The 19,781-nt window shown below is 62.5% G+C and carries 22 protein-coding genes and 1 other RNA gene; 11 read left to right on the top strand and 12 right to left on the bottom strand.

Annotated features, from left to right (window positions below):
• Nucleotides 1-127: 127 nt before the first annotated feature.
• Nucleotides 128-1,807 (top strand): MFS transporter, encoded by a 1,680-nt coding sequence (locus G9X67_RS25075; RefSeq protein WP_171599931.1) that lies wholly within the window; start codon nt 128-130, stop codon nt 1,805-1,807.
• 23 nt (nt 1,808-1,830) lie between these two features.
• Entirely contained in the window at nt 1,831-2,286 is a 456-nt protein-coding gene (locus G9X67_RS25070; protein ID WP_171599930.1) for a GNAT family N-acetyltransferase, read from the top strand.
• Nucleotides 2,287-2,393: 107 nt separating this feature from the next.
• Here G9X67_RS25070 and G9X67_RS25065 read toward each other — a convergent pair whose 3' ends face one another.
• Nucleotides 2,394-3,665, bottom strand: coding sequence for a lytic murein transglycosylase (locus G9X67_RS25065; RefSeq protein ID WP_171599929.1), 1,272 nt, complete (start codon nt 3,663-3,665; stop codon nt 2,394-2,396).
• Nucleotides 3,666-3,838: 173 nt separating this feature from the next.
• The gene (recR, locus tag G9X67_RS25060) at nt 3,839-4,444 is read right to left on the bottom strand and encodes a recombination mediator RecR (RefSeq protein ID WP_003555792.1); all 606 of its coding nucleotides are present in this window, start codon (nt 4,442-4,444) and stop codon (nt 3,839-3,841) included.
• Nucleotides 4,445-4,501: 57 nt separating this feature from the next.
• On the opposite strand from recR, the gene G9X67_RS25055 reads away from it, so the two are divergent.
• On the top strand, nt 4,502-5,131 hold the full coding sequence (locus G9X67_RS25055) for an MOSC domain-containing protein (RefSeq protein ID WP_138332091.1): 630 nt from the start codon (nt 4,502-4,504) through the stop codon (nt 5,129-5,131).
• A 30-nt stretch (nt 5,132-5,161) separates the two neighbouring features.
• Here G9X67_RS25055 and G9X67_RS25050 read toward each other — a convergent pair whose 3' ends face one another.
• The 3 genes from G9X67_RS25050 to ffs form a co-directional block, all read right to left on the bottom strand.
• Nucleotides 5,162-5,485, bottom strand: a complete 324-nt coding sequence (locus tag G9X67_RS25050; protein WP_003544342.1) for a YbaB/EbfC family nucleoid-associated protein — start codon at nt 5,483-5,485, stop codon at nt 5,162-5,164.
• 22 nt (nt 5,486-5,507) lie between these two features.
• On the bottom strand, nt 5,508-7,385 hold the full coding sequence (locus G9X67_RS25045; RefSeq protein WP_138388513.1) for a DNA polymerase III subunit gamma/tau: 1,878 nt from the start codon (nt 7,383-7,385) through the stop codon (nt 5,508-5,510).
• A gap of 45 nt (nt 7,386-7,430) precedes the next feature.
• An RNA gene (gene ffs, locus G9X67_RS25040) (signal recognition particle sRNA small type) lies at nt 7,431-7,527 on the bottom strand.
• An 89-nt stretch (nt 7,528-7,616) separates the two neighbouring features.
• On the opposite strand from ffs, the gene G9X67_RS25035 reads away from it, so the two are divergent.
• From G9X67_RS25035 to G9X67_RS25015, 5 genes are all read left to right on the top strand, one after another.
• Nucleotides 7,617-8,027 carry an HIT family protein gene (locus G9X67_RS25035; RefSeq protein WP_012759659.1) on the top strand — a complete coding sequence of 137 codons (411 nt, stop codon included), beginning with the start codon at nt 7,617-7,619 and terminating at the stop codon, nt 8,025-8,027.
• Nucleotides 8,024-8,983 carry an NAD(+) diphosphatase gene (gene nudC / locus G9X67_RS25030; RefSeq protein ID WP_011649957.1) on the top strand — a complete coding sequence of 320 codons (960 nt, stop codon included), beginning with the start codon at nt 8,024-8,026 and terminating at the stop codon, nt 8,981-8,983. Before G9X67_RS25035 ends, nudC begins: the two co-directional genes overlap by 4 nt.
• A 4-nt stretch (nt 8,984-8,987) precedes the next feature.
• Nucleotides 8,988-9,683, top strand: a complete 696-nt coding sequence (locus tag G9X67_RS25025; protein WP_138332093.1) for a YafY family protein — start codon at nt 8,988-8,990, stop codon at nt 9,681-9,683.
• 71 nt (nt 9,684-9,754) lie between these two features.
• The gene (locus G9X67_RS25020) at nt 9,755-10,015 is read left to right on the top strand and encodes a hypothetical protein (protein ID WP_171599928.1); all 261 of its coding nucleotides are present in this window, start codon (nt 9,755-9,757) and stop codon (nt 10,013-10,015) included.
• Between the two features lie 195 nt (nt 10,016-10,210).
• A complete protein-coding gene (locus G9X67_RS25015; RefSeq protein ID WP_003555800.1) occupies nt 10,211-10,579 on the top strand; it encodes a VOC family protein in 369 nt (122 codons plus the stop codon).
• 24 nt (nt 10,580-10,603) lie between these two features.
• On the opposite strand, the gene G9X67_RS25010 is transcribed toward G9X67_RS25015, so the two are convergent.
• Nucleotides 10,604-11,458 carry a prephenate dehydratase gene (locus tag G9X67_RS25010; RefSeq protein WP_003544355.1) on the bottom strand — a complete coding sequence of 285 codons (855 nt, stop codon included), beginning with the start codon at nt 11,456-11,458 and terminating at the stop codon, nt 10,604-10,606.
• Nucleotides 11,459-11,468: 10 nt separating this feature from the next.
• Nucleotides 11,469-12,224, bottom strand: a complete 756-nt coding sequence (locus G9X67_RS25005; RefSeq protein WP_138388510.1) for a 3-deoxy-manno-octulosonate cytidylyltransferase — start codon at nt 12,222-12,224, stop codon at nt 11,469-11,471.
• A 154-nt stretch (nt 12,225-12,378) separates the two neighbouring features.
• Here G9X67_RS25005 and G9X67_RS25000 point away from each other — a divergent pair, with 154 nt between their 5' ends.
• Nucleotides 12,379-12,942 (top strand): cytochrome c family protein, encoded by a 564-nt coding sequence (locus tag G9X67_RS25000; protein ID WP_065281772.1) that lies wholly within the window; start codon nt 12,379-12,381, stop codon nt 12,940-12,942.
• A 69-nt stretch (nt 12,943-13,011) separates the two neighbouring features.
• Here the strand turns inward: G9X67_RS25000 and G9X67_RS24995 are convergent, their stop codons facing one another.
• Nucleotides 13,012-13,959 (bottom strand): AEC family transporter, encoded by a 948-nt coding sequence (locus tag G9X67_RS24995; RefSeq protein ID WP_138332096.1) that lies wholly within the window; start codon nt 13,957-13,959, stop codon nt 13,012-13,014.
• Between the two features lie 421 nt (nt 13,960-14,380).
• Here G9X67_RS24995 and G9X67_RS24990 point away from each other — a divergent pair, with 421 nt between their 5' ends.
• On the top strand, nt 14,381-15,373 hold the full coding sequence (locus G9X67_RS24990) for an adenosine kinase (protein ID WP_020052350.1): 993 nt from the start codon (nt 14,381-14,383) through the stop codon (nt 15,371-15,373).
• Here G9X67_RS24990 and G9X67_RS24985 read toward each other — a convergent pair.
• Nucleotides 15,366-15,905 carry an SH3 domain-containing protein gene (locus G9X67_RS24985; protein WP_011649962.1) on the bottom strand — a complete coding sequence of 180 codons (540 nt, stop codon included), beginning with the start codon at nt 15,903-15,905 and terminating at the stop codon, nt 15,366-15,368. The two genes, G9X67_RS24990 and G9X67_RS24985, sit on opposite strands and share 8 nt — an antisense overlap.
• Before the next feature lie 185 nt (nt 15,906-16,090).
• Between G9X67_RS24985 and G9X67_RS24980 the strand changes: the two genes are divergently transcribed.
• Nucleotides 16,091-17,092: a D-glycerate dehydrogenase gene (locus G9X67_RS24980; protein ID WP_011649963.1), complete on the top strand. Its 1,002-nt coding sequence runs from the start codon at nt 16,091-16,093 to the stop codon at nt 17,090-17,092.
• 134 nt (nt 17,093-17,226) lie between these two features.
• On the opposite strand, the gene G9X67_RS24975 is transcribed toward G9X67_RS24980, so the two are convergent.
• From G9X67_RS24975 to recF, 3 genes are read right to left on the bottom strand one after another with little or no spacing between them, the layout of a single operon-like run.
• Nucleotides 17,227-17,700 carry a GNAT family N-acetyltransferase gene (locus G9X67_RS24975; protein WP_138388508.1) on the bottom strand — a complete coding sequence of 158 codons (474 nt, stop codon included), beginning with the start codon at nt 17,698-17,700 and terminating at the stop codon, nt 17,227-17,229.
• A complete protein-coding gene (locus G9X67_RS24970; protein WP_138332100.1) occupies nt 17,697-18,521 on the bottom strand; it encodes a molybdopterin-synthase adenylyltransferase MoeB in 825 nt (274 codons plus the stop codon). The genes G9X67_RS24975 and G9X67_RS24970 overlap by 4 nt, the downstream gene beginning before the upstream one ends.
• Complete coding sequence (gene recF, locus G9X67_RS24965; RefSeq protein ID WP_171599927.1) at nt 18,518-19,642, bottom strand: DNA replication/repair protein RecF; 1,125 nt, start codon at nt 19,640-19,642, stop codon at nt 18,518-18,520. The genes G9X67_RS24970 and recF overlap by 4 nt, the downstream gene beginning before the upstream one ends.
• Nucleotides 19,643-19,781: the final 139 nt, after the last annotated feature.

Here is a 19,781-nt window from a genome sequence, read left to right as displayed (position 1 = left end):
CCACTCTTCATCAAGCGATCAAGAATTTGAGAGGCATATAGTCGGGTTTTTCCGAAATTGCAAGGTCCGCGACCGATTCGGCCAATTCGCTTGCCGCGCGTGAACAGGCCTATGGCCAGCGCCGGTCTTGCGCATATATTGCCGTTGGCGCGCAATAACAAAAGCGGGAGAAATCGTGGCCTACACTTCGTCGACATTGGCGCCTTTGCGGCACGATACCTACCGCACCATCTGGTTCGCGAGCCTTTCTTCGAATTTCGGCGGCCTGATCCAGGCGGTCGGCGCCGCCTGGATGATGACGACGATCACCGCCTCGGAGGACATGGTCGCGCTGGTGCAGACCTCGACGGCGCTGCCGATCATGCTGTTTTCGCTGATATCGGGTGCGCTGGCCGACAATTATGACCGCCGCCGGGTCATGCTGACGGCGCAGTGCATGATGCTCACGGTCTCGGCGCTGCTGACGGCCTCAGCCCTGCTCGGCTGGATCACGCCCTGGCTGCTGCTCTTCTTCACCTTCCTGATCGGCTGCGGCACCGCGCTCAACAATCCCTCCTGGCAGGCATCGGTCGGCGATATGGTGCCGCGCGCCGATCTGCCGGCAGCGGTCACGCTGAACAGCATGGGTTTCAACATCACCCGCAGCGTCGGCCCGGCGATCGGCGGCGTCATCGTGGCTGCTGCCGGCGCGGCCGCGGCCTTCGCGGTGAATACGCTGAGTTACCTCGCCTTGATCTATGCCCTGCTGCGCTGGCGGCCAGCCGCGCCCGTCTCGACCCTTCCGCGGGAGGCGCTAGGCAGCGCCATCTTCGCCGGCCTGCGTTATGTCTCGATGTCGCCCAATCTCGAAAAGGTCCTCGTCAGAGGGCTGCTCTTCGGCATCGGCGCCAGCTCGATCCTGGCGCTGCTGCCGGTCGTCGCCCTCGATCTCGTTGCCGGCGGGCCGCTGACCTACGGTTTCATGCTCGGCGCCTTCGGCATCGGCGCAATCGGCGGTGCGGTGCTGAATGCCAGGCTTCGCCAGGTGCTTTCCAGCGAGATGATCATCCGCCTCTCCTTTACCGGTTTTGCACTGAGTGCGGTCATCGCAGCCTTGAGCCCGAGTGCCGTCTTGACCTCCGCCGGGCTGCTCGTTTCAGGCGCCTGCTGGGTCTCCGCACTATCGCTGTTCAACACCATCGTCCAGCTTTCGACGCCGCGCTGGGTGGTCGGCCGGGCGCTGTCGCTCTACCAGACCGTCACCTTCGGCGGCATTGCCGGCGGCAGCTGGCTGTGGGGCGTTGCCGCCGATCGCTACGGCGTCGCCGATGCTCTGCTGATGTCATCCGTCGTCATGCTGCTCGGCATCGCCATCGGCCTGCGCTTTTCCATGCCGGCCTTTGCCTCGCTCAACCTCGATCCGCTGAACCGCTTCACCGAACCGGCCCTCAGTCTCGACATCACGCCGCGCAGCGGCCCGATCGTCATCCAGGTCGACTACGAGATTGCCGACGAGGACCTTGCCGAGTTCATGGAATTGATGGGCGAGCGCCGCCGTATCCGCATCCGCGACGGCGCCCGCAACTGGGCGCTGATGCGTGATCTCGAAAATCCCAGCCTTTGGACGGAAACCTACCATACGCCGACCTGGGTCGAATACATAAGGCACAACCAGCGGCGCACGCAGGCCGATGCCGAAAACACCGACAGGCTGCGTGCGCTTCACCGCGGCGAAGGTCCGCTGCATGTCCACCGCATGATCGAACGCCAGGCCATTCCGCCGGGTGACGACGTCTTCCACAAGGCGCCGATCGATCTGCATCATTGAGACCAGGTGTGCAGAGATCAAACATGTACAGATTCAGGCTCGCTCACCAATCCGACCTGGCTGCCATCGTCCGGCTTCTGGCCGATGACGATCTTGGCGGCAGAAGGGAGATCGTTTCGGATCCTGTCGACGCGCGTTATCTCTCGGCCTTCGCCGCGATCGAGGCGGACGCCAATCAGCTTCTGGCCGTCGCCAATGACGCGACCGATCGGGTCGTCGGCTGCCTGCAGCTGAGTTTTGTTCCCGGTCTTTCGAGGACGGGCATGTGGCGCGGCCAGATCGAAAGCGTGCGTGTCGCAAGCGATCTTCGCGGTTCTGGCCTCGGCGCACAATTCATCGAATGGGCGATCGCCCAATGCGCCGAGCGCGGCTGCGGCCTCGTGCAGTTGACATCGGACAAGACGCGAGGGGATGCGATCCGCTTCTACGAGAAGCTCGGTTTCGTCGCCAGCCATGAAGGTTTGAAACGCAATCTCTGAAGCAATTCCAGGAAAAGTGTGAAGCGGTTTTCCGTCCGGAATTGCGTAAAAACAAAAAGTAAGAGCGGTTCTGTGCTTGCATGAAAACTGAACCGCTCTGAAGCCGGTTACTTCAGCTTGCCCTTCATCGCAGCCTCGGGAAAGCATGTCGGCTTCATGCCGTTCTTTGCCTGCCACTGGCCGATCGAACGCCGGGTCTTGTAGCCCGGCAGACCGTCGGAACCGCCGACATCATAGCCCTGCCGTTCCAGCGCCTTCTGCATGGCGGCGACGTCCGAGCGCAGCATCTTGCCGACATCGCCCCATCTGCCCTGGAAGGCGCCGTCATTATAGGCGATCCGGTCGGCAAGATTGCCGATATAGAGCGCATAGAGATCGGAATTATTGTATTCCTTGATGATGTAGAAATTCGGCGTGACGATGAATTCCGGCCCGTCGCGGCCAGCCGGAACCAGCATCATGCCCTCAGCCTTCATCTCGCCGGAGGGAAAGCCCTTGCCGGAGATACGGTCAATGCCGAGCGAGGCCCAGTGCGACAGCGGCTTTGCCAGATCGGGTCCCTCCTGCGCGCAGGAGACCACCTCCGGTATCGACACCTCGAAGCCCCAGTCGCGGTTGCGCTGCCAACCTTTCTTGACCAGGTAATTGGCGATCGAGGCGAGCGTATCGGGCACCGAGGTCCAGATATTGCGGTGACCGTCGCCATCGAAATCCACGGCATATTTTAGATAGCTCGTCGGCATGAATTGCGGCTGGCCGAGTGCCCCCGCCCACGAACCCTTGAAGTTGGCTGGTGTGACGTCGCCGCCGTCGAGAATATGGAGTGCGGCCACCAGCTCGGTGCGGAACATCTCCTTGCGCGTCGACATGAAGGCCTTGGTCGCCAGCACCTCGATCGCCGAATTCGGGATCTTCGCCGCGCCGAAGCCCGTCTCCCGGCCCCAGATGGCAAGCACGATCGAGCCCGGCACGCCATAGGTCTTTTCGATCCGCTTCAGCGTCGAGCCATATTGGGCGGCAAAGCCGCGTCCCGTTGCGGCAAGCTTCTTCAGCTGGTCCTCGTTGAAATAGGGAGCGGGCGAGGAAAATTCGGCCTGCGTCTGCTTCTGCTCCTTTGGCGGCGGGAAACCGGGCGGAGCGAGATCGGGCAGGTTCCAGTTCAGCGTGATGCCGGAGAAAGCGGCTTGAAAGACCTTCTCCGAAATGCCGTTCGCCTTCGCCTCCGGCCAGAGGTCGGCCTGCACCCATTTTTCGAACTGCACCTCGACATCGGCTTTTGAAGGGGCCGCGTAACAGGAGAGGGGCAGGAGAGCTGCCGCCAATGTGAGTGCGAATATCCGCAGCCGCCGTGGAACACCCCCCTCTGCCCTGCCGGGCATCTCCCCCACAGGTGGGGAGATCGGCTGGGCGCGGAGGTTTCCGCCGATAATCGACGTTTCTGCGCGGCAAACTGACAATGAAGCGGGAAACCAAAGCCACTTGTGATCTCCTCCCTTGTGGGGGAGATGCCCGGCAGGGCAGAGGGGGGTGTGGTGCAACATACGCAAGCCTCTCATATCACCGTCCGCGCCCGAAGTGCCGCCGCAAGCGTGCCCTCGTCGAGATAGTCGAGTTCGCCGCCGACAGGCACGCCATGCGCCAGCCGCGTGATCTTCACATCGAGCCCCTGCAACTGGTCGGTGATGTAATGAGCCGTCGTCTGTCCCTCGACGGTGGCATTGACCGCGATGATCAGTTCCCGGATGCCGCCTTCGCCGACCCGGTCGATCAGGCCGCGAATGTTGAGATCGTCAGGACCGACCCCGTCGAGCGGCGACAGCGTGCCGCCGAGCACGTGATAGGCGGCGTTCATCGCGCCTGCCCGCTCCAGCGCCCAGAGATCCGATACGTCCTCGACGACGATGATGACGGATTGATCGCGTTGGGTGTCGGTGCAGACAATGCAGGGATCGACCGTATCGACATTGCCGCAGCGCGAGCAGATCTTCACCTTGTCATAGGCCTCGCCCATTGCATTCGACAGCGGGCCTAGCAGTTGATCCTTCTTCTTGATCAGATGCAGTGCCGCCCGGCGCGCCGAGCGCGGCCCGAGGCCCGGCACCTTCGCCAGAAGCTGGATGAGTTTTTCGATTTCGGGTCCGGTGACTCGTTTTGCCATGCGCCGTTCTTAACTGATATGGAACGAAAACGGAATCGCGGAAGGATCGGCCATCCCATGAAAATCCTGGCCTTGTGCACCGGCAATCCGGAAAGACTGCCGGGCAAGAGCTACAAGACCGGCATCTTCAAACACGCCGTCAACGGCGCGGTGATGATCGATGCCGAAGGTCTGGTCGGCGATGCGATCTGCAACCGCAAACACCATGGCGGCGTCGACCAGGCAGTCTATGTCGAGGGATCGCTGACGCTCGACTGGTGGGCGCAGGAGCTGGGCCAGCCCTACGAGGCCGGCACGTTCGGCGAAAACATGGTGATATCGGACCTCGACAATCGCGACGTCGCCGTCGGCGACCGCTTCGCCGCTGGCGATCTCGTCCTCGAGGTCACGGCATGCCGTATGCCCTGCGCCACCTTCGCCGCCAGGATGGCCGATCCGAAATTCGTCAAGCGTTACACCGCCGCCGCCCGTCCCGGCATTTATTGCCGCGTCATCCGGGGCGGCGTGGTCGAGCCCGGGATGCCGATGGAATACACGTCTTTTTCGGGAGACAAGATTACGATGCCCGAGCTAATGGAGACCTTCGGCCGAAGGCTTCAGGGCGCAGATCGGGCGCGATATCTCGCGGCCCCAATTCACTACAAGCTTCGGGCCATGCTGGAATCCCAAACCGACGAAGCGCATTAGATCACTTGACACCTTGATATGAGGGCCGCCTCAGAACGGCAGCTTAAAGCCCGGTGGGATCGGCAGGCCTGCCGTCAGCGCCTTGGTCTTTTCGGCGGCGAGCGCCTCGGCCTTGTCCTTGGCGTCCTTGTGAGCGGCGACGATCAGATCCTCGAGGATCTCGACATCGTCTTCCTTGAACAGCGACGGATCGATCTTCAGGCTCTTCAGCTCGCCCTTGCCCGTGATGACGACGGCGACGAGACCGCCGCCCGCCTTGCCTTCGGCCGTGAGCTCGGCGATCTCCGCCTGCATCTGCTCCATCTTGGCCTGCATTTCCTTGACTTTGCCCATCATGCCCATGATGTCGCGCATCGTCTCGCTCCTTGTTGAAACTTTAGAATTCTATGTCGTCGCCCGGCAGGATGTCACCTTCCTCGGATTCGGCGGCGGCCGGCGGCGTCACCTGGCCTTCCTCCTCCGGTTCGGGCGCCCGTACGCGCACGTCGATGATCTTAGCACCGGGGAAATGCGCAAGGATTGCCGCCACGTCAGGGTCCTGGCGCGCGTCGATCACATGCTGTTCCCGGGTCCTGGCCTCCGCTTCGACAAGCGTCGGCTGGCCCTCGTCGCGGCTGAGGCTGACAATCCAATGGATGCCGGTCCATTCCTTCAGCTTGACGGCAAGCTCGTTGAGCAGCGTCGTCGGCGCACCGGGAGCCAGGCTGACGTCGAGCCGGCCGGCTTCGATCCGGACCGGGCGCAGGAAGGTGCGCACCATCGCCTTCAGCTTCGGATCGCGTTTCTCGGTGGCGAGGTTGACGATATCGTTGACCGAATTGATCGGGACGAGCGGCTTCGGCGCTTCAGTGGGCTTGGTTTCGATCCGCCCGACAGGCGTCGTTTCCGGCTGGCTGCTCGGCACGGCGCGCAGCATCGCCACCGGCGCTGAAGGCTGTGGCTTGCTCGGTGCTGTTTCCGGCGCGCGTGCGGCGACACTGCCCTGATAGGAAACCCGTGTTCCGTTGTTGCCGCCATTGCCGGAAGGTGGGGAAGAGGGCCGCGGGCCGGCATTGTCGCCGGAAAATTCGGCAAGCCGCCGCGCCGCATCCTCGGGCGCCGGCAGATGCGCGGCATGTGCAAGCCGGATCAGCACCATTTCGGCAGCGCCCGCCGTTCGCGAGGAGCCTTCCGTTTCGGGAATGCCCTTCAGCAGCATCTGCCAGATGCGCGACAGCGTCGTCACTGCAACGCCCTTGGCAAATTCCGCCGCCTTGGTGCGCTCGACCTCGCTGAGCGAAGGATCGTTTGCCGCATCCGGCACATATTTCAGCCGCGTCACCAGATGGGTGAAATCGGCAAGATCGGTGAGCACTACCACCGGATTGGCGCCGGCTTCGTACTGGTTCTGGAACTCGCCGAGGGCGGCCGCCACATCGCCTTTGACGACATGCTGGAAGAGATCGACGATCCGGGCGCGATCGGCAAGGCCGAGCATGCCGCGCACGGCTTCCGCCTGCACGACGCCTGCGCCATGAGCGATCGCCTGATCGAGCAGCGACAGGCCGTCGCGCGCCGAGCCTTCGGCAGCACGCGCGATCATCGCCAGCGCGTCAGCTTCCGCCTCGATGCCTTCCTTGGCCGCGATTGTCGTGAACAGCCCGACGAGATCGGAGGCGCTGATGCGGCGCAGGTCGAAGCGCTGGCAGCGCGACAGCACGGTGATCGGCACCTTGCGGATCTCGGTGGTGGCGAAGATGAACTTCACATGCTCCGGCGGCTCTTCCAGCGTCTTCAACAGGCCGTTGAAGGCCTGTGTCGACAGCATGTGCACTTCGTCGATGATATAGACCTTGTAGCGCGCCGAAACCGGCCGGTAGCGCACCTGCTCGATGATCTCGCGGATATCGTCGATACCGGTATGGGAGGCCGCATCCATCTCGATCACGTCGACATGCCGGCCTTCCATGATCGCCTGGCAGTGTTCGCCCGGCGTGCGAAGGTCGATCGTCGGCTTGTCGATCTCCGATGTTTTGTAGTTCAGCGCCCGCGCCAGGATGCGCGCCGTCGTCGTCTTGCCGACGCCGCGCACGCCGGTCAGCATGTAGGCTTGCGCGATGCGGCCGGTCTCGAAGGCGTTGGTGAGGGTGCGGACCATCGGCTCCTGGCCGACCATCAGGTCCGTGAAATCCTTGGGGCGGTATTTGCGAGCCAGCACTCGGTATCCGGTGCCCGTCGAGGCGGCATCTTTTGATTGTCGCTCGGTGTCGCTCATCGCCCTGCTTGTCGCCCGGACTGTCGGGCACTTCGTGGAGAGAAGGTGGGAGGCTGGCACGATGACCCGTGCCGGGCTCGTTAGGGCTGCTTCCTTCCGGACCTGACCCGGTTGGCGAGTGGCTCGTCCACCACCAACCTCCCGGATGCACATATCGGCAATATCGTCATCAAAAGCAAGCCAACATGCGAAAAAACTGCTAGTCGTAGGAAAAGACAGGAGGAATGCCCTTTGAAAGGTTTCGCGCTCGATCCCCGGCTGGAAAACGACAGCGTCAGCATCATGGTCACCGGTCTCTGCGATCTGAGATTGTCGAGGGACGCCCGCTGGCCCTGGCTCATTCTCGTGCCGCGCCGGGCTGACATCACCGAAATCTTCGAGCTGACGCCGCTCGACCAGGTGCTGCTTGCCTTCGAGACGGAGCTGGTCGCCAAGGCGCTGAAGGAGATCACCGGCGCGACAAAAATCAATGTCGGGGCTCTTGGCAATATCGTCCGCCAGCTTCATGTTCATGTCATTGCCCGCTTCGAAGGCGATGCCAATTGGCCGGGTCCCGTCTGGGGCTTCGGGCGCGCTGAACCCTACGAAGACGGAAAGAGAGACGAATTTATAGCGAAGCTGCGGGAAGCCCTTTCATCATGAGTCATTCGCTTTTCGATTCGGATGTGCCGCATCCGGAACCCAGCAATCTCACGGCCTTTGCCGCCAACGACCTCAACCGCGATTCCGAGCATCGCGACGAACAATCCGTCGAAAAGGCGCTGGCCAAGGAAGGCACCCATATCTTCGCCTTCACCAGGGATAAGCTGGTGCTGAAGCATGACGGCCAGGTGCTCGACCCGCTCTTTGCCCGCTACGAGCTGCAGGAATTGCAGCCGGATTGGGACGAGACCGTGCTTCTCGGTTACCGCAAGAGCGGCGAGCCGCGCCTTGCCGTTCCCGTTGGCATAGACGTCGACGACCTCACCAGCCAGTACAAGCCTGCCGACGGTCGCACGCTGTTTCGCGAAATGCTGATCGACGAAGTGTTGCTCGGCGAATTCGCCCAGGCCGCGAGCCTCATCCGCTGGAATGGCGACAATCGCTTTTGTGGCCGCTGCGGCTCGGCGATGGAGATCCACATCGGCGGCTACAAACGTGTCTGCGCTGCCTGCGAACACGTGATCTTCCCGCGCACCGACCCCGTCGTCATCATGCTGACGGTCGACGAGCAGCGCGACCTCTGCCTGCTCGGCCGCAGTCCGCATTTCGCGCCCGGCATGTATTCCTGTCTTGCCGGCTTCCTCGAACCCGGCGAGACCATCGAGAACGCCGTGCGCCGCGAAACGCTGGAGGAATCGGGCATCCGCACCGGCCGCATCCGCTATCACGCCTCGCAGCCTTGGCCGATGCCGCATTCACTGATGATCGGCTGTTACGCCGAGGCGAAATCCACCGAAATCAGCCGCGATGAGACCGAGCTGGAAGATTGCCGCTGGTTCACCCGCGAGGAAACGATCGAGATGCTGGAACGCCCGAGCGCGACAGGCAGGGCCTCGCCGCCGAAAGGGGCGATCGCCCACCGCCTGATGCGCGACTGGGTGGAGTGGAAGCGGTAGCGCCATGCCGGTTGCCCGCTCGGAACGGCTGCTGACGCTGCTCCAGACGCTCCGGCGTTACCGGCGGCCGGTGACCGGCACAGTGCTTGCCCAGGAGACCGGCGTCAGCCTGCGCACGCTCTATCGCGATATTGCCAGCCTGCAGGCCCAGGGCGCGATGATCGAAGGCGAAGCCGGCATCGGTTATGTGCTGAAGCCCGGCTTCATGCTGCCGCCGATGATGTTTTCCGAAGAAGAGCTGGAGGCATTGGTGCTCGGCTCGCGCTGGGTGGCCCGCGCCGCCGAGCCGCGCCTTGCCGGTGCCGGTGCCGACGCCCTGGCCAAGATTGCCGCCGTGCTGCCGGCCGATATGCGCGAGATGATCGATTCGGCAGCACTTTTCGTCGGTCCCAAACGCAGGGACGAGGACAAGGCTGACGTTTCGGCCATCCGCAGGGCGATCCGCCTGGAGCGTATCCTCGAACTGCATTATGGCGACGAGCAGGGCCGTATTTCGCGCCGCCGCGTCTGGCCTTTCGGGCTCGGCTATTACGAGCATGTGCGCGTCCTCATGGCCTGGTGCGAACTGCGCCAGGATTTTCGACACTTCCGCACCGACCGCATCATCGACATGGCCTTGCACGAGGCGCGCTACCCACGCCGCCGCACGGTGCTCCTCAAGGAATGGCGGGAGACGCAGGACGTGCCGATGGAGAACTGAACGCTGCTGCCATAAACTGTCAGCAGATGGAGTTATTATCAGTGCTAATCCACCAGGAAGGAGTACTGATCATGGTAACGCCTCCAGCCATTCATTTCACCAACGACCGTATTGCGGCCGAGTCCTTTGCCGATGTCATTTCGGCCGAGACTTTTGCCGATGTCCGCCAGTCAGCACCGTCAGGCCTGCTGCACCTGGTCATGAACATTTTCCGATTTCGCAGAGGAGACCGCACCGGCCTCGACCTTGAAGCGACACCGGATTACCTGAAGCGCGACCTCGGCTTCATCGACGGACGCGACCCGCGCTGCGAGGAGCGTTTTCCGCTCTAAAGCATATCGCGCAAAAGTGTGCAGCGGTTTTGCGACAACGACATGCGCGACCGCTTTAGGCCGCCCATCCCTATCAACATTCTGCCCGACGAGAACGGGGCGTTGCGATAGCAACGCCCTCGGTAGTCTGCTGCCATAATTTGTCAGCAGACGAGATCTCTGGCGGCGCCATTCTTAAACAACGGGAGAACCGAAATGACCAGCCCCAATCTCATAATTCTCTACGTCAAGGACCCGGGTGAAAGCGCCAGCTTCTACCGGAATCTGCTGAACCGCGAACCGGCTGTGGAAGCGCCGAATTTCGTCGCTTTTCCGCTTGAGGGCGGTTTCACGCTCGGTCTCTGGCGGCGCAGCAAGGTCGAGCCGCAGCCCTCCGCCATCGGCAATCGAGGCGAAGTGGCCTTCATGGTCGAAGGAGAAAATGCCGTCGCCAGACATTATGAAGACTGGCGCCAGCGCGGTCTACCGATCGCCCAGGAATTGACCGAACTGGATTTCGGCCCGACCTTCGTCGTGCTCGATCCCGATGGGCATCGGCTGCGTGTCTGTGAGCCGGATAAATAATTCAGGCGACTTGCGGGGCTTGCCTTACAGCAGGCCTCGCATCGCATGTCCCTTGTAGACGCCGAGGATGCGGACTTTCTCGGAAAAGAACCGCAGTTCCTCCAACGCCCGGCGCACGTTCGGATCGTTCGGATGGCCTTCGATATCGGCGTAAAACTGCGTCGCCACGAATTTTCCGCCGAGCTGGTAGCTTTCCAGCTTCGTCATGTTGATGTTGTTGGTGGCAAAGCCGCCGAGCGCCTTGTAGAGCGCGGCCGGAATGTTGCGGACGTTGAAGACGAAGGTGGTGACGACCTTTTCTTCCGCCGAATTCCGCTGCGCCCATTCCTCGTCGCGGGACAGGACGACGAAGCGGGTGACGTTGTTTTCCGTATCCTCGACATTTTCGGCGATGATCTCGAGCCCGTAGAGATCGGCGGCAAGGCGTGGCGCCAAGGCGGCCATCGAGCGGTCGCCGGTTTCCTGCACGAGTTTCGCCGCCCCCGCCGTATCGCCGGCGATCACCGGCTTCCAGCCATTGGCGCGAACGATCTTGCGGCACTGGCCGAGCGCGTGGATATGGCTGTGCACCGTGCGGATCTCGTCCTTGGTAACACCGGGCAGCACCATCAGCTGGAAGCGGATCGGCATGAAATATTCGCCGATGATGTGCAGCCGCGACTCCGGCAGCAGATGGTGGATATCGGCGACGCGCCCGGCGATCGTGTTTTCGATCGGGATCATCCCGATATCGGCATCGCCGTTGTCGACCGCCGTGAACGCATCCTCGAAGGTCTGGCAGGGCAGCGGCTCCATGGTCGGAAACATGTCGCGGCTGGCCATGTCGGAATTGGCGCCGAATTCGCCCTGGAAGGCGATCCTGTTGGTCTTGATGTTCATGATGGTTCCGTCAGTTCGACTTTGCGGAGAGGATGCGCCGCGCTTTTTCGAGGTCGGCGGGAGTATCGACACCGAGCGGAACCGTGTCAACGATCTCGGCGTCGATGCGCATGCCGGCTTCGAGCGCCCGCAGTTGCTCCAGTGATTCGCGTTTTTCGAGCGTCGAGGGACCGAGCGAGACGAACCGTTCGAGCGCCGCGCGCCGATAGGCATAGAGGCCGATATGATGGTAGAGCGGCCCCTGGCCGTAAGGGGCGGTTGCGCGCGTGAAGTAGAGCGCGTGCAGCCGGGCGACGGAAATCGGTGAGCCGACGATCTTGACGATGTGCGGCGCGGTCTTGTCCTCCTCATTGTCGATTTCGGTTGTCAGCGTGCCGATATCGACCGCCTCGTTCTCGAGCGGGCGCAAGGCTGCACGCACCGTTTCGGGATCGATCGTCGGCAGATCGCCCTGGATGTTGACGATGATTTTCGCCTTGCCCTCCGGATCGACTTTCGTCAGCGCCTCAAAGATTCGATCGGAACCCGATTGGTGGTCCACGCGGGTCATGACGACTTCGAAGCCGGCCGCAGCCACGGCATCGAACACTCGGGTGTCGTCGACGGCGACGACGACGCGGCCGATGGCTGCCTCCCTGGCGCGTAGCGCCACCTGGACGATCATCGGCAGACCGCAAATATCGGCCAGCGGCTTGCCCGGAAGCCGGGTGGAGGCCATGCGCGCCGGGATCAATACGAGCACGCCGCCTAAATTTGAATCACTCATTGTTCGGGCCTTCTATTCCGGGCTGAAAAGTGTCAAAAAGTCTCATGCGCAAGACCATTTAGACAGTTGCAACGAACAGCCAAAAGACATAGGTTCCGCGCGATTTCAAGATGGTCCGGTTTATGATCTGCCGGCTGCAAGGGGAGCATTGCAGATGAATTCATACGTCAATACGGCCGTGGGGGCGCTGCTCGGAACGATTTTCGTTCTGATGTCGGTCTCCATCGCGTCCGAAGGAATCTTCCATTCCGAAGCACCGGAAAAGGAAGGTTTCGCGATCGTTGCCGAAGAGGCGCCCGCCGCTGGCGGCGAGGCTGCGCCTGCCGTTGCCGTTCCGATTGCGCAATTGCTCGCTTCTGCAGATGCCAAGGCCGGCGAGACGGTCTTCAAGAAGTGTCAGGCCTGTCATGACGCCACCAAAGGGGGGCCGAACAAAGTCGGTCCCAACCTCTTTGGTGTCGTAGATCGCCCGGTCGCCTCGCATGCAGGCTTCGCCTATTCCGCTCCCATGAAGGATTTCTCCAAGGGTGGCAGCGAGAAGTGGACCTTCGAATATCTCAACAAGTTCCTGCTGGCGCCGAAAAAGGACGTTCCGGGCACCGCCATGGGCTTCGCTGGTCTGGCGAAGGATCAGGAGCGCGCCAACGTCATCCTCTACCTCCACACGCTCGCCGATTCGCCGGTGCCGCTGCCGGATCCGAACGCTGCGACGCAGTGACGCGGCAGACAATCGCGTGACATCGAAGCCCGGCCCGCAAGCCGGGCTTTTCTTTGTGCGGATATCAGCTCAGGCGCCGAGGAAATAGGCCCAGAGCGAGACCGTGATGGCGCCGAGCGCCGTCGTCACGGTGATCGTCGAGGCGGCGAGGCTGTGACCGACGCCGAAGCGATTGGCGATCAGCCACGCGTTGACGCCTGTTGGGACGGAGGAGGTCAGTACGATCGCTGCCGTCCATTCGGGGCTGAGGCCGAGGAGATGGCTCGCCGCCCAGACGCAGCCGGGCAGCAGCAGCAGCTTCAGGCTCGAGGTGACGCTGGCGATACCGAGATTGCCGGAGACGCCGTATCTCTCCAGCGCCATGCCGAGCGATATCAGCGCCGCCGGGCCGGCAATGCCGGCGATCTGCCCGACGACCGTTGCCAGCGTTGTCGGCATGGTGAGACCGGAAAGGTGCATGGCCATGCCGGCCGCAAGGCCGATCACCAGCGGGTTGCGCACGAGATTGACTGCGATCTGGCGAAGCACGAGCACCATGCTGCGATCGCTTTTGCCGGCGATCTTGCGCTCGGCATGCTCCATCAGCACCGTGCCGGCCACCATCATCACGGGCAGATGCACGGCAAGCAGGATCGACAGCGCCACCAGCCCTTCGTCGCCGACGGTCCGCTCGACGAGCGGCAAGCCGATGAAGATATTGTTGGCGAAGGCCGAGGAAACGCCGGCCAGCACGCCGATCCGTTCGTCGCGGTTAAAGAGGCGTGTGGCGGCGATATGGCCGGCCGTCCAGGTGATGGCAACGCCGGAAAAATAGACGATCCAGAGCCGGAAGGGTGAGGCGCCATGAAAATCCGCCTCGGCGATGGTGCGGAAGAGCAGAAGCGGCACGGCGATCTTGAAGACGAATTCGCTGAGCGCTTCGCCGACATTCGACGCCATCAATCCGCTGCGAACGATCACCCAGCCGATGAGAATCAGAATGAAGACGGGAAGGACGTCGAAAATGATGGCTGACATAGGGGAGGCTGCTCTGCGCGGGGGAGTATTCGACGTCTAGCAGCAAACGGCTTGGATTGAAAAGCCAATCGCCGCCCGATCCGGCAGCCTGGGCGTCCGAAAGCAAAAAAAGCGGGCACAGCCCGCTTTTCCGCTCCGGCCTTGCCGGATATCCGGATCACGAAGCTGCCAGTTCATCCGTGGTCAGCATCGCGCCGGTAAGATCGAAGGGATCATCCCTCGTAAGGCCGGCTGCAACTGAAAGCTGCTCATGCCGGTCTTCTTGCGAGTATTTCTAGATACTGAAAATGACAGGGACATGACGAATAGGCGGCACTTTTGCGAAGAAATAGACAGGCCATCCACCATTTATCCTTCCAAACCGCGGAAATTTCGCTAAGACCAAACCCCGGCTATCACAAACTCTGGGACCCCCCATTTCATGACAAGATTCGATGTTCTGACAGTCGGCAACGCAATCGTGGATATCATTGCCCGTTGCGACGACCAGTTCCTCATTGACAACCAGATCACCAAGGCGGCGATGAACCTCATCGATGCCGAACGCGCCGAACTCTTGTATTCGCGCATGGGACCGGCGCTCGAAGCTTCTGGCGGCAGCGCCGGTAACACGGCGGCGGGCGTGGCGAGCCTCGGCGGCAAGGCTGCCTATTTCGGCAATGTCGCCCAAGATCAGCTCGGTGACATCTTCGCGCACGACATCCGCGCCCAGGGCGTCCACTACCAGACCCGGCCGAAGGGCACCTTCCCGCCGACGGCGCGTTCGATGATCTTCGTTACCGAGGACGGCGAGCGTTCGATGAACACCTATCTCGGCGCTTGCGTCGAGCTCGGCCCGGAAGACGTCGAGACCGACGTCGTGGCCGACGCCAAGGTTACCTATTTCGAAGGTTATCTCTGGGATCCGCCGCGCGCCAAGGAAGCGATCCTCGATTGTGCCCGCATCGCCCATGAAAACGGCCGCGAAATGTCGATGACGCTGTCCGACAGCTTCTGCGTCGACCGCTATCGCGGCGAATTCCTCGATCTGATGCGCTCCGGCAAGGTCGATATCGTCTTCGCCAATCGCCAGGAAGCGCTGTCGCTCTACGAGACCGATGATTTCGAGGAGGCGCTGAACAGGATCGCCGCCGATTGCAAGATTGCCGCCGTGACGATGAGCGAGAATGGCGCCGTCATCCTGAAGGGCCGCGAGCGTTTTTACGTCGATGCGATCAGGATCAGGGAAGTGGTCGATACGACCGGTGCCGGCGATCTCTTCGCCTCCGGCTTCCTCTATGGTTACACGCAGGGACGCTCTCTCGAGGATTGCGGCAAGCTCGGTTGCCTGGCTGCCGGCATCGTCATCCAGCAGATCGGCCCGCGCCCGATGACCTCGCTTTCCGAGGCCGCCAAACGGGCAGGGCTTATTTGAAGGCTTCGCCGGGATAGGCGCCCCAGATCTCCGACTGCGCCACCCAGCCCGAGGCGCCGTCAGATTCGGCGCGGCACCAGTCGCCATTGCATTCGCCGATCGTCAGCATCACGCCGGGTTCGAGCTTGGCGACGATCGAGGCGGAGGGCTGCGCCTCGCGGCGCAGATTGACATAGATGCCCTTGCCCTTGGTCTTCATCCACGGGGCGGCGATCGCCGCGCGCTGACCGGACAGCAGCGACTGGTTGACCCAGCCTTCGGTGCCGTCGGCATCGCGGATGCGGCGCCAATTGTCGTATTCCTGGATGATCTCTACCGGCAGGCCGGATTTCAGGTACATCCACGACACGGCGTAATCCGTTCCCGGACCGATGCGCAGGTTGACGCGCTTGGATTTCAGCGTGACGAAACGCGGCAATGGCAGTCCGCTTGGCCCCTTGGCCGCCTGCGCATGGGCGAACTCGACGCTTCCCATGGATGCAGCCAGAGCGATGGCAAGGGCGAGGCAGGACTTCAGGACTTTGCTGCGCATGGAAGTTTCCGTTTGCTCGAATTCGCGGGCAGGCCCGGCCTGCTCGCGCTCCGGGCTCTGACATTCCCCGGCTGCACCACGAGTTTTGTTTGTCTTCGCGTGCGGGTCTGGTAGAAAATGCCCGGAATGGGAAAATTATCACCCCTCTTGGTTAAAGACCTCTGAACAAGGCACCACAGGCAGCCATGACAGCGAAGAAAAAACCGAAGGTCTACATCACCCGCAAGCTGCCGGATGCCGTCGAAACCCGCATGCGCGAACTCTTCGACGCCGAGCTGAACATCGACGACGCGCCGCGCTCGGTTCCCGAGCTGATCGCTGCGGTCAAGACCGCCGATGTGCTGGTGCCGACCGTCACCGATCGCATCGACGCGGCGCTGATCGAACAGGCGGGACCGCAGATGAAGCTGATTGCGAGCTTCTCCAACGGCACCGATCACATCGACGTCGAGGCGGCGGCGCGCAAGGGCATCACCGTCACCAACACGCCGAACGTCCTGACCGAGGACACCGCCGATATGACCATGGCGCTGATTCTCGCTGTTCCGAGAAGGCTCGGCGAAGGTGCGCGCGTGCTGACCGATAAGCCGGGCGAATGGGCAGGCTGGTCTCCGACCTGGATGCTCGGCCGGCGCATTCACGGCAAGCGGATCGGCATCGTCGGCATGGGCCGCATCGGCACGGCGGTGGCCCGCCGCGCCAAGGCTTTCGGCCTGTCGATCCACTATCACAACCGCAAGCGCGTCAATCCGGCCGTCGAGGACGAGTTGGAGGCGACCTATTGGGAAAGTCTCGACCAGATGCTCGCCCGCGTCGACATCGTTTCGGTCAATTGCCCGTCGACGCCGGCGACCTTCCACCTGATCTCGGCCCGCCGTCTGGCGCTGCTGCAGCCGACGGCCTATCTCGTCAACACCGCGCGCGGCGACGTGGTCGATGAAGCTGCGCTGATCAAATGCCTGAGGGAGGGCCGGATTGCCGGCGCCGGCCTCGACGTCTTCGAGAACGAGCCTGCCGTCAACCCGAGGCTCATCAAGCTCGCCAATGAGGGCAAGGTCGTGCTGCTGCCGCATATGAGTTCGGCGACGATCGAAGGCCGCATCGACATGGGCGACAAGGTCATCATCAATATCCGCACCTTCATCGACGGTCACAGGCCGCCGAATCGGGTACTGCCCGGCCGCTAGAGCAATTCCAGGAAAAGTGCGAAGCGGTTTTCCGTCCGGAATTGCGTAAAAACAAAAGGCTAGAGCGGTCCTGCGCTTCCGTTAAAAGCTGAACCGCTCTAAGCGCATCTCAGGATCGAATCACGCGAGGCGCATCAAGACGCAAGGACCTTGCGCATCTCGATGAACGTCGTCCTGGCAAAGCCGGGATGGGCTTTTTCGGCGGTTCTGGAAAATCCCCAGGCGGCAAAGACGGCGTGGTTGTCGGTGAGTTCGATCCGCGTTTCCAGCCGCAAGGCGGGAAGACCGAGCGCCGCAGCGGTCTCCTCGGCAATTGTCAGCAGCCGTTTGCCGAGGCCCTTGCCCTGCACCTCAGGCAGAACGGCGAGCTTGCCGACATAGAGACAATCGGCCTCCGGCCGCAGGAAGAGGCAGCCGATCAGTTTTTCGCCGTCGATGGCGACATGGCCGATCTCGGTTCCGGCCTTTTCGGCCAGTGATGCCGTCGTCAGCTTGAGCGCCGAAGATGGCGGGTCGATCCTGCCATTCATGGAGGCGAAGGCGGAAAGGATCAGCGCCAGCAGTTCATCCCAGCGCGTGAAAGTTTGATCAAGCGGAACAATCCTCATCCCGCCTGTCTCTGTGTTGTACGGCGTCGTTTGTAGCGGATGGTATCAAACCGAGCCGAGAGCGCGTCATAGAGCAGCAACCGTCCGACCAGCGGTTCGCCGGTGCCGGTGACGAGCTTGATCGCCTCCATCGCCATCATCGTGCCGATGACGCCGGTCAGCGCGCCGATGATGCCGGCCTCGGCGCATGCGGGAATCAACCCGGCCGGCGGCGCTTCCGGAAACAGGTCACGATATCTAGGGTTGGGCGTTCCGTCCTCAGCCGTTTCATAGGGCTTGAGAACCGTCAGCGAGCCGTCGAACCGCCCGACGGCGCCGGTGACGAGCGGAATGCGCGCTTCATCAGCCGCATCGGCGGCGGCATAACGGGTGTCGAAATTGTCGGAGCCATCGATCAGCAGATCGAAGCCTGAGAGCTGACGGCGGGCGGCCTCCTGGGAGAAGCGTTCTTCGAAGCGGATCAGTCGGACATGCGGATTGAGCCTGGCGATGGCGAAAGCAGCGCTCTCGGTCTTCAATTCGCCGATCGTGCCGGAATCATGGATCACCTGGCGCTGCAGGTTCGACAGCGACACCCGGTCGTCGTCGACGATCCCAAGCGTGCCGACGCCGGCTGCGGCCAGATATTGCAGAACCGGCGCACCGAGACCACCGGCGCCGATCACCAGCACGCGGGCGGCTTTCAGCTTCTGCTGGCCGGCGCCGCCGATCTCGGGCAGCAGGATGTGGCGGTGATAGCGCGCGATTTCTTCCGGGCTGAGCGGTTCCATGGCGCCGATGTTATCATGACGTCCGACGCCGGGAAAAGCCGCCTCGGTCATTCGAACACCCTTCCGTCGGCCACCGTGAAAAACTGCGCCCTGTCGCCGAGCGCTGAAAACATCGCGCGATCCGTTCCGGTCATGAAGGCCTGGCCGCCGAGCCCGTCGATAAGGTCGAATAACGCGGCGCGGCGGCCCTCGTCGAGATGGGCCGCGATCTCGTCGAGCAGCAGGATCGGCGCATGGCCGGTGAGATTGCCGACGAGCCGCGCATGCGCAAGCACCAGGCCGACAAGCAGCGCTTTCTGCTCGCCGGTGGAGCAACGCTCCGCCTCCATCGCCTTTTCGCGGTGATGCACGATGAGATCGGCCCGGTGCGGCCCCTCGAGCGTGCGCCCCGCGCCGGCATCGCGGTAGCGGCTCTCCGCCAGCATCGCCGCGTATTCGTCCTCGAGGTCGACCGAGGGGCGCGAGAACTGGCCGTCCATGAAGCCGGAGAGCTGCAGCGATGCCGAAGGGAAGGGCGAGCTTTCTCGTGTTTCCTCGATCAGCCGGGTCAGCAGGCCGAGCATCTCCTGCCGGGCAAGCGCCATGGCGATGCCGAGGCTTGCCATCTGCTCCTCGATGCCGGCAAGCCAGGAAGGATCGAAGCGGCCTTCGTCCAGCAGTTTGTTGCGGCTGCGCATGGCGCGCTCGAAATCGCTGGCGCGGCGGCCATGGGCGGGATCGAGCGACAGCACCAGCCGGTCGAGAAAGCGGCGCCGGTCGGAAGAGGCGCCGGTAAAGAGGCCGTCCATCGCCGGTGTCAGCCAGAGAAGGCGCAGATGGTCGGTCAGTTCGTCGACAGTCTTTGCCGTCGTGCCATTGATGCGCAGCCTGCGGGCGGTGGTCTCCTCGCCCGTTTCGATGCCGGTGCCGATCTCGACGTCGCCCTCCATGCCGTCGAGCGCGGCGAAGATCGAAAAGCCGCCGGCCGCGCCGACGCGGGTAATGTCGCCATAAGCCGCGCGGCGCAAACCGCGGCCAGGCGAAAGCAGCGAGACGGCCTCCATGAGATTGGTCTTGCCGGCGCCGTTGTCTCCCGTCAGCACGGCATGCCGACCATCAAGTGCAAGGGCCGCCGCCACATAGTTGCGGAAGTCTGTCAGCTTCAGACGGGAAAGAGAAACCTTGTGCGGCATCGAATGTCCGGAATCGTAAAGCGTGACAGCTAAGCCGAAGTGGCGCTGATGGCAAGGCTGGCAGCTTTTTGACCGTGGATCGCGTACCGCCGCGGCTGCCAGACGTCAGGACGCGGCGGTTGGCGCCACGCAGGACATA

The sequence above is a fragment of the Rhizobium sp. WYCCWR 11152 genome, from assembly GCF_013087615.1.
Taxonomy (GTDB): domain Bacteria; phylum Pseudomonadota; class Alphaproteobacteria; order Rhizobiales; family Rhizobiaceae; genus Rhizobium; species Rhizobium indicum.
The sequence above is the reverse complement of the archived record's forward strand: the minus strand, read 5'-3'. Positions and strand labels throughout refer to the sequence as shown.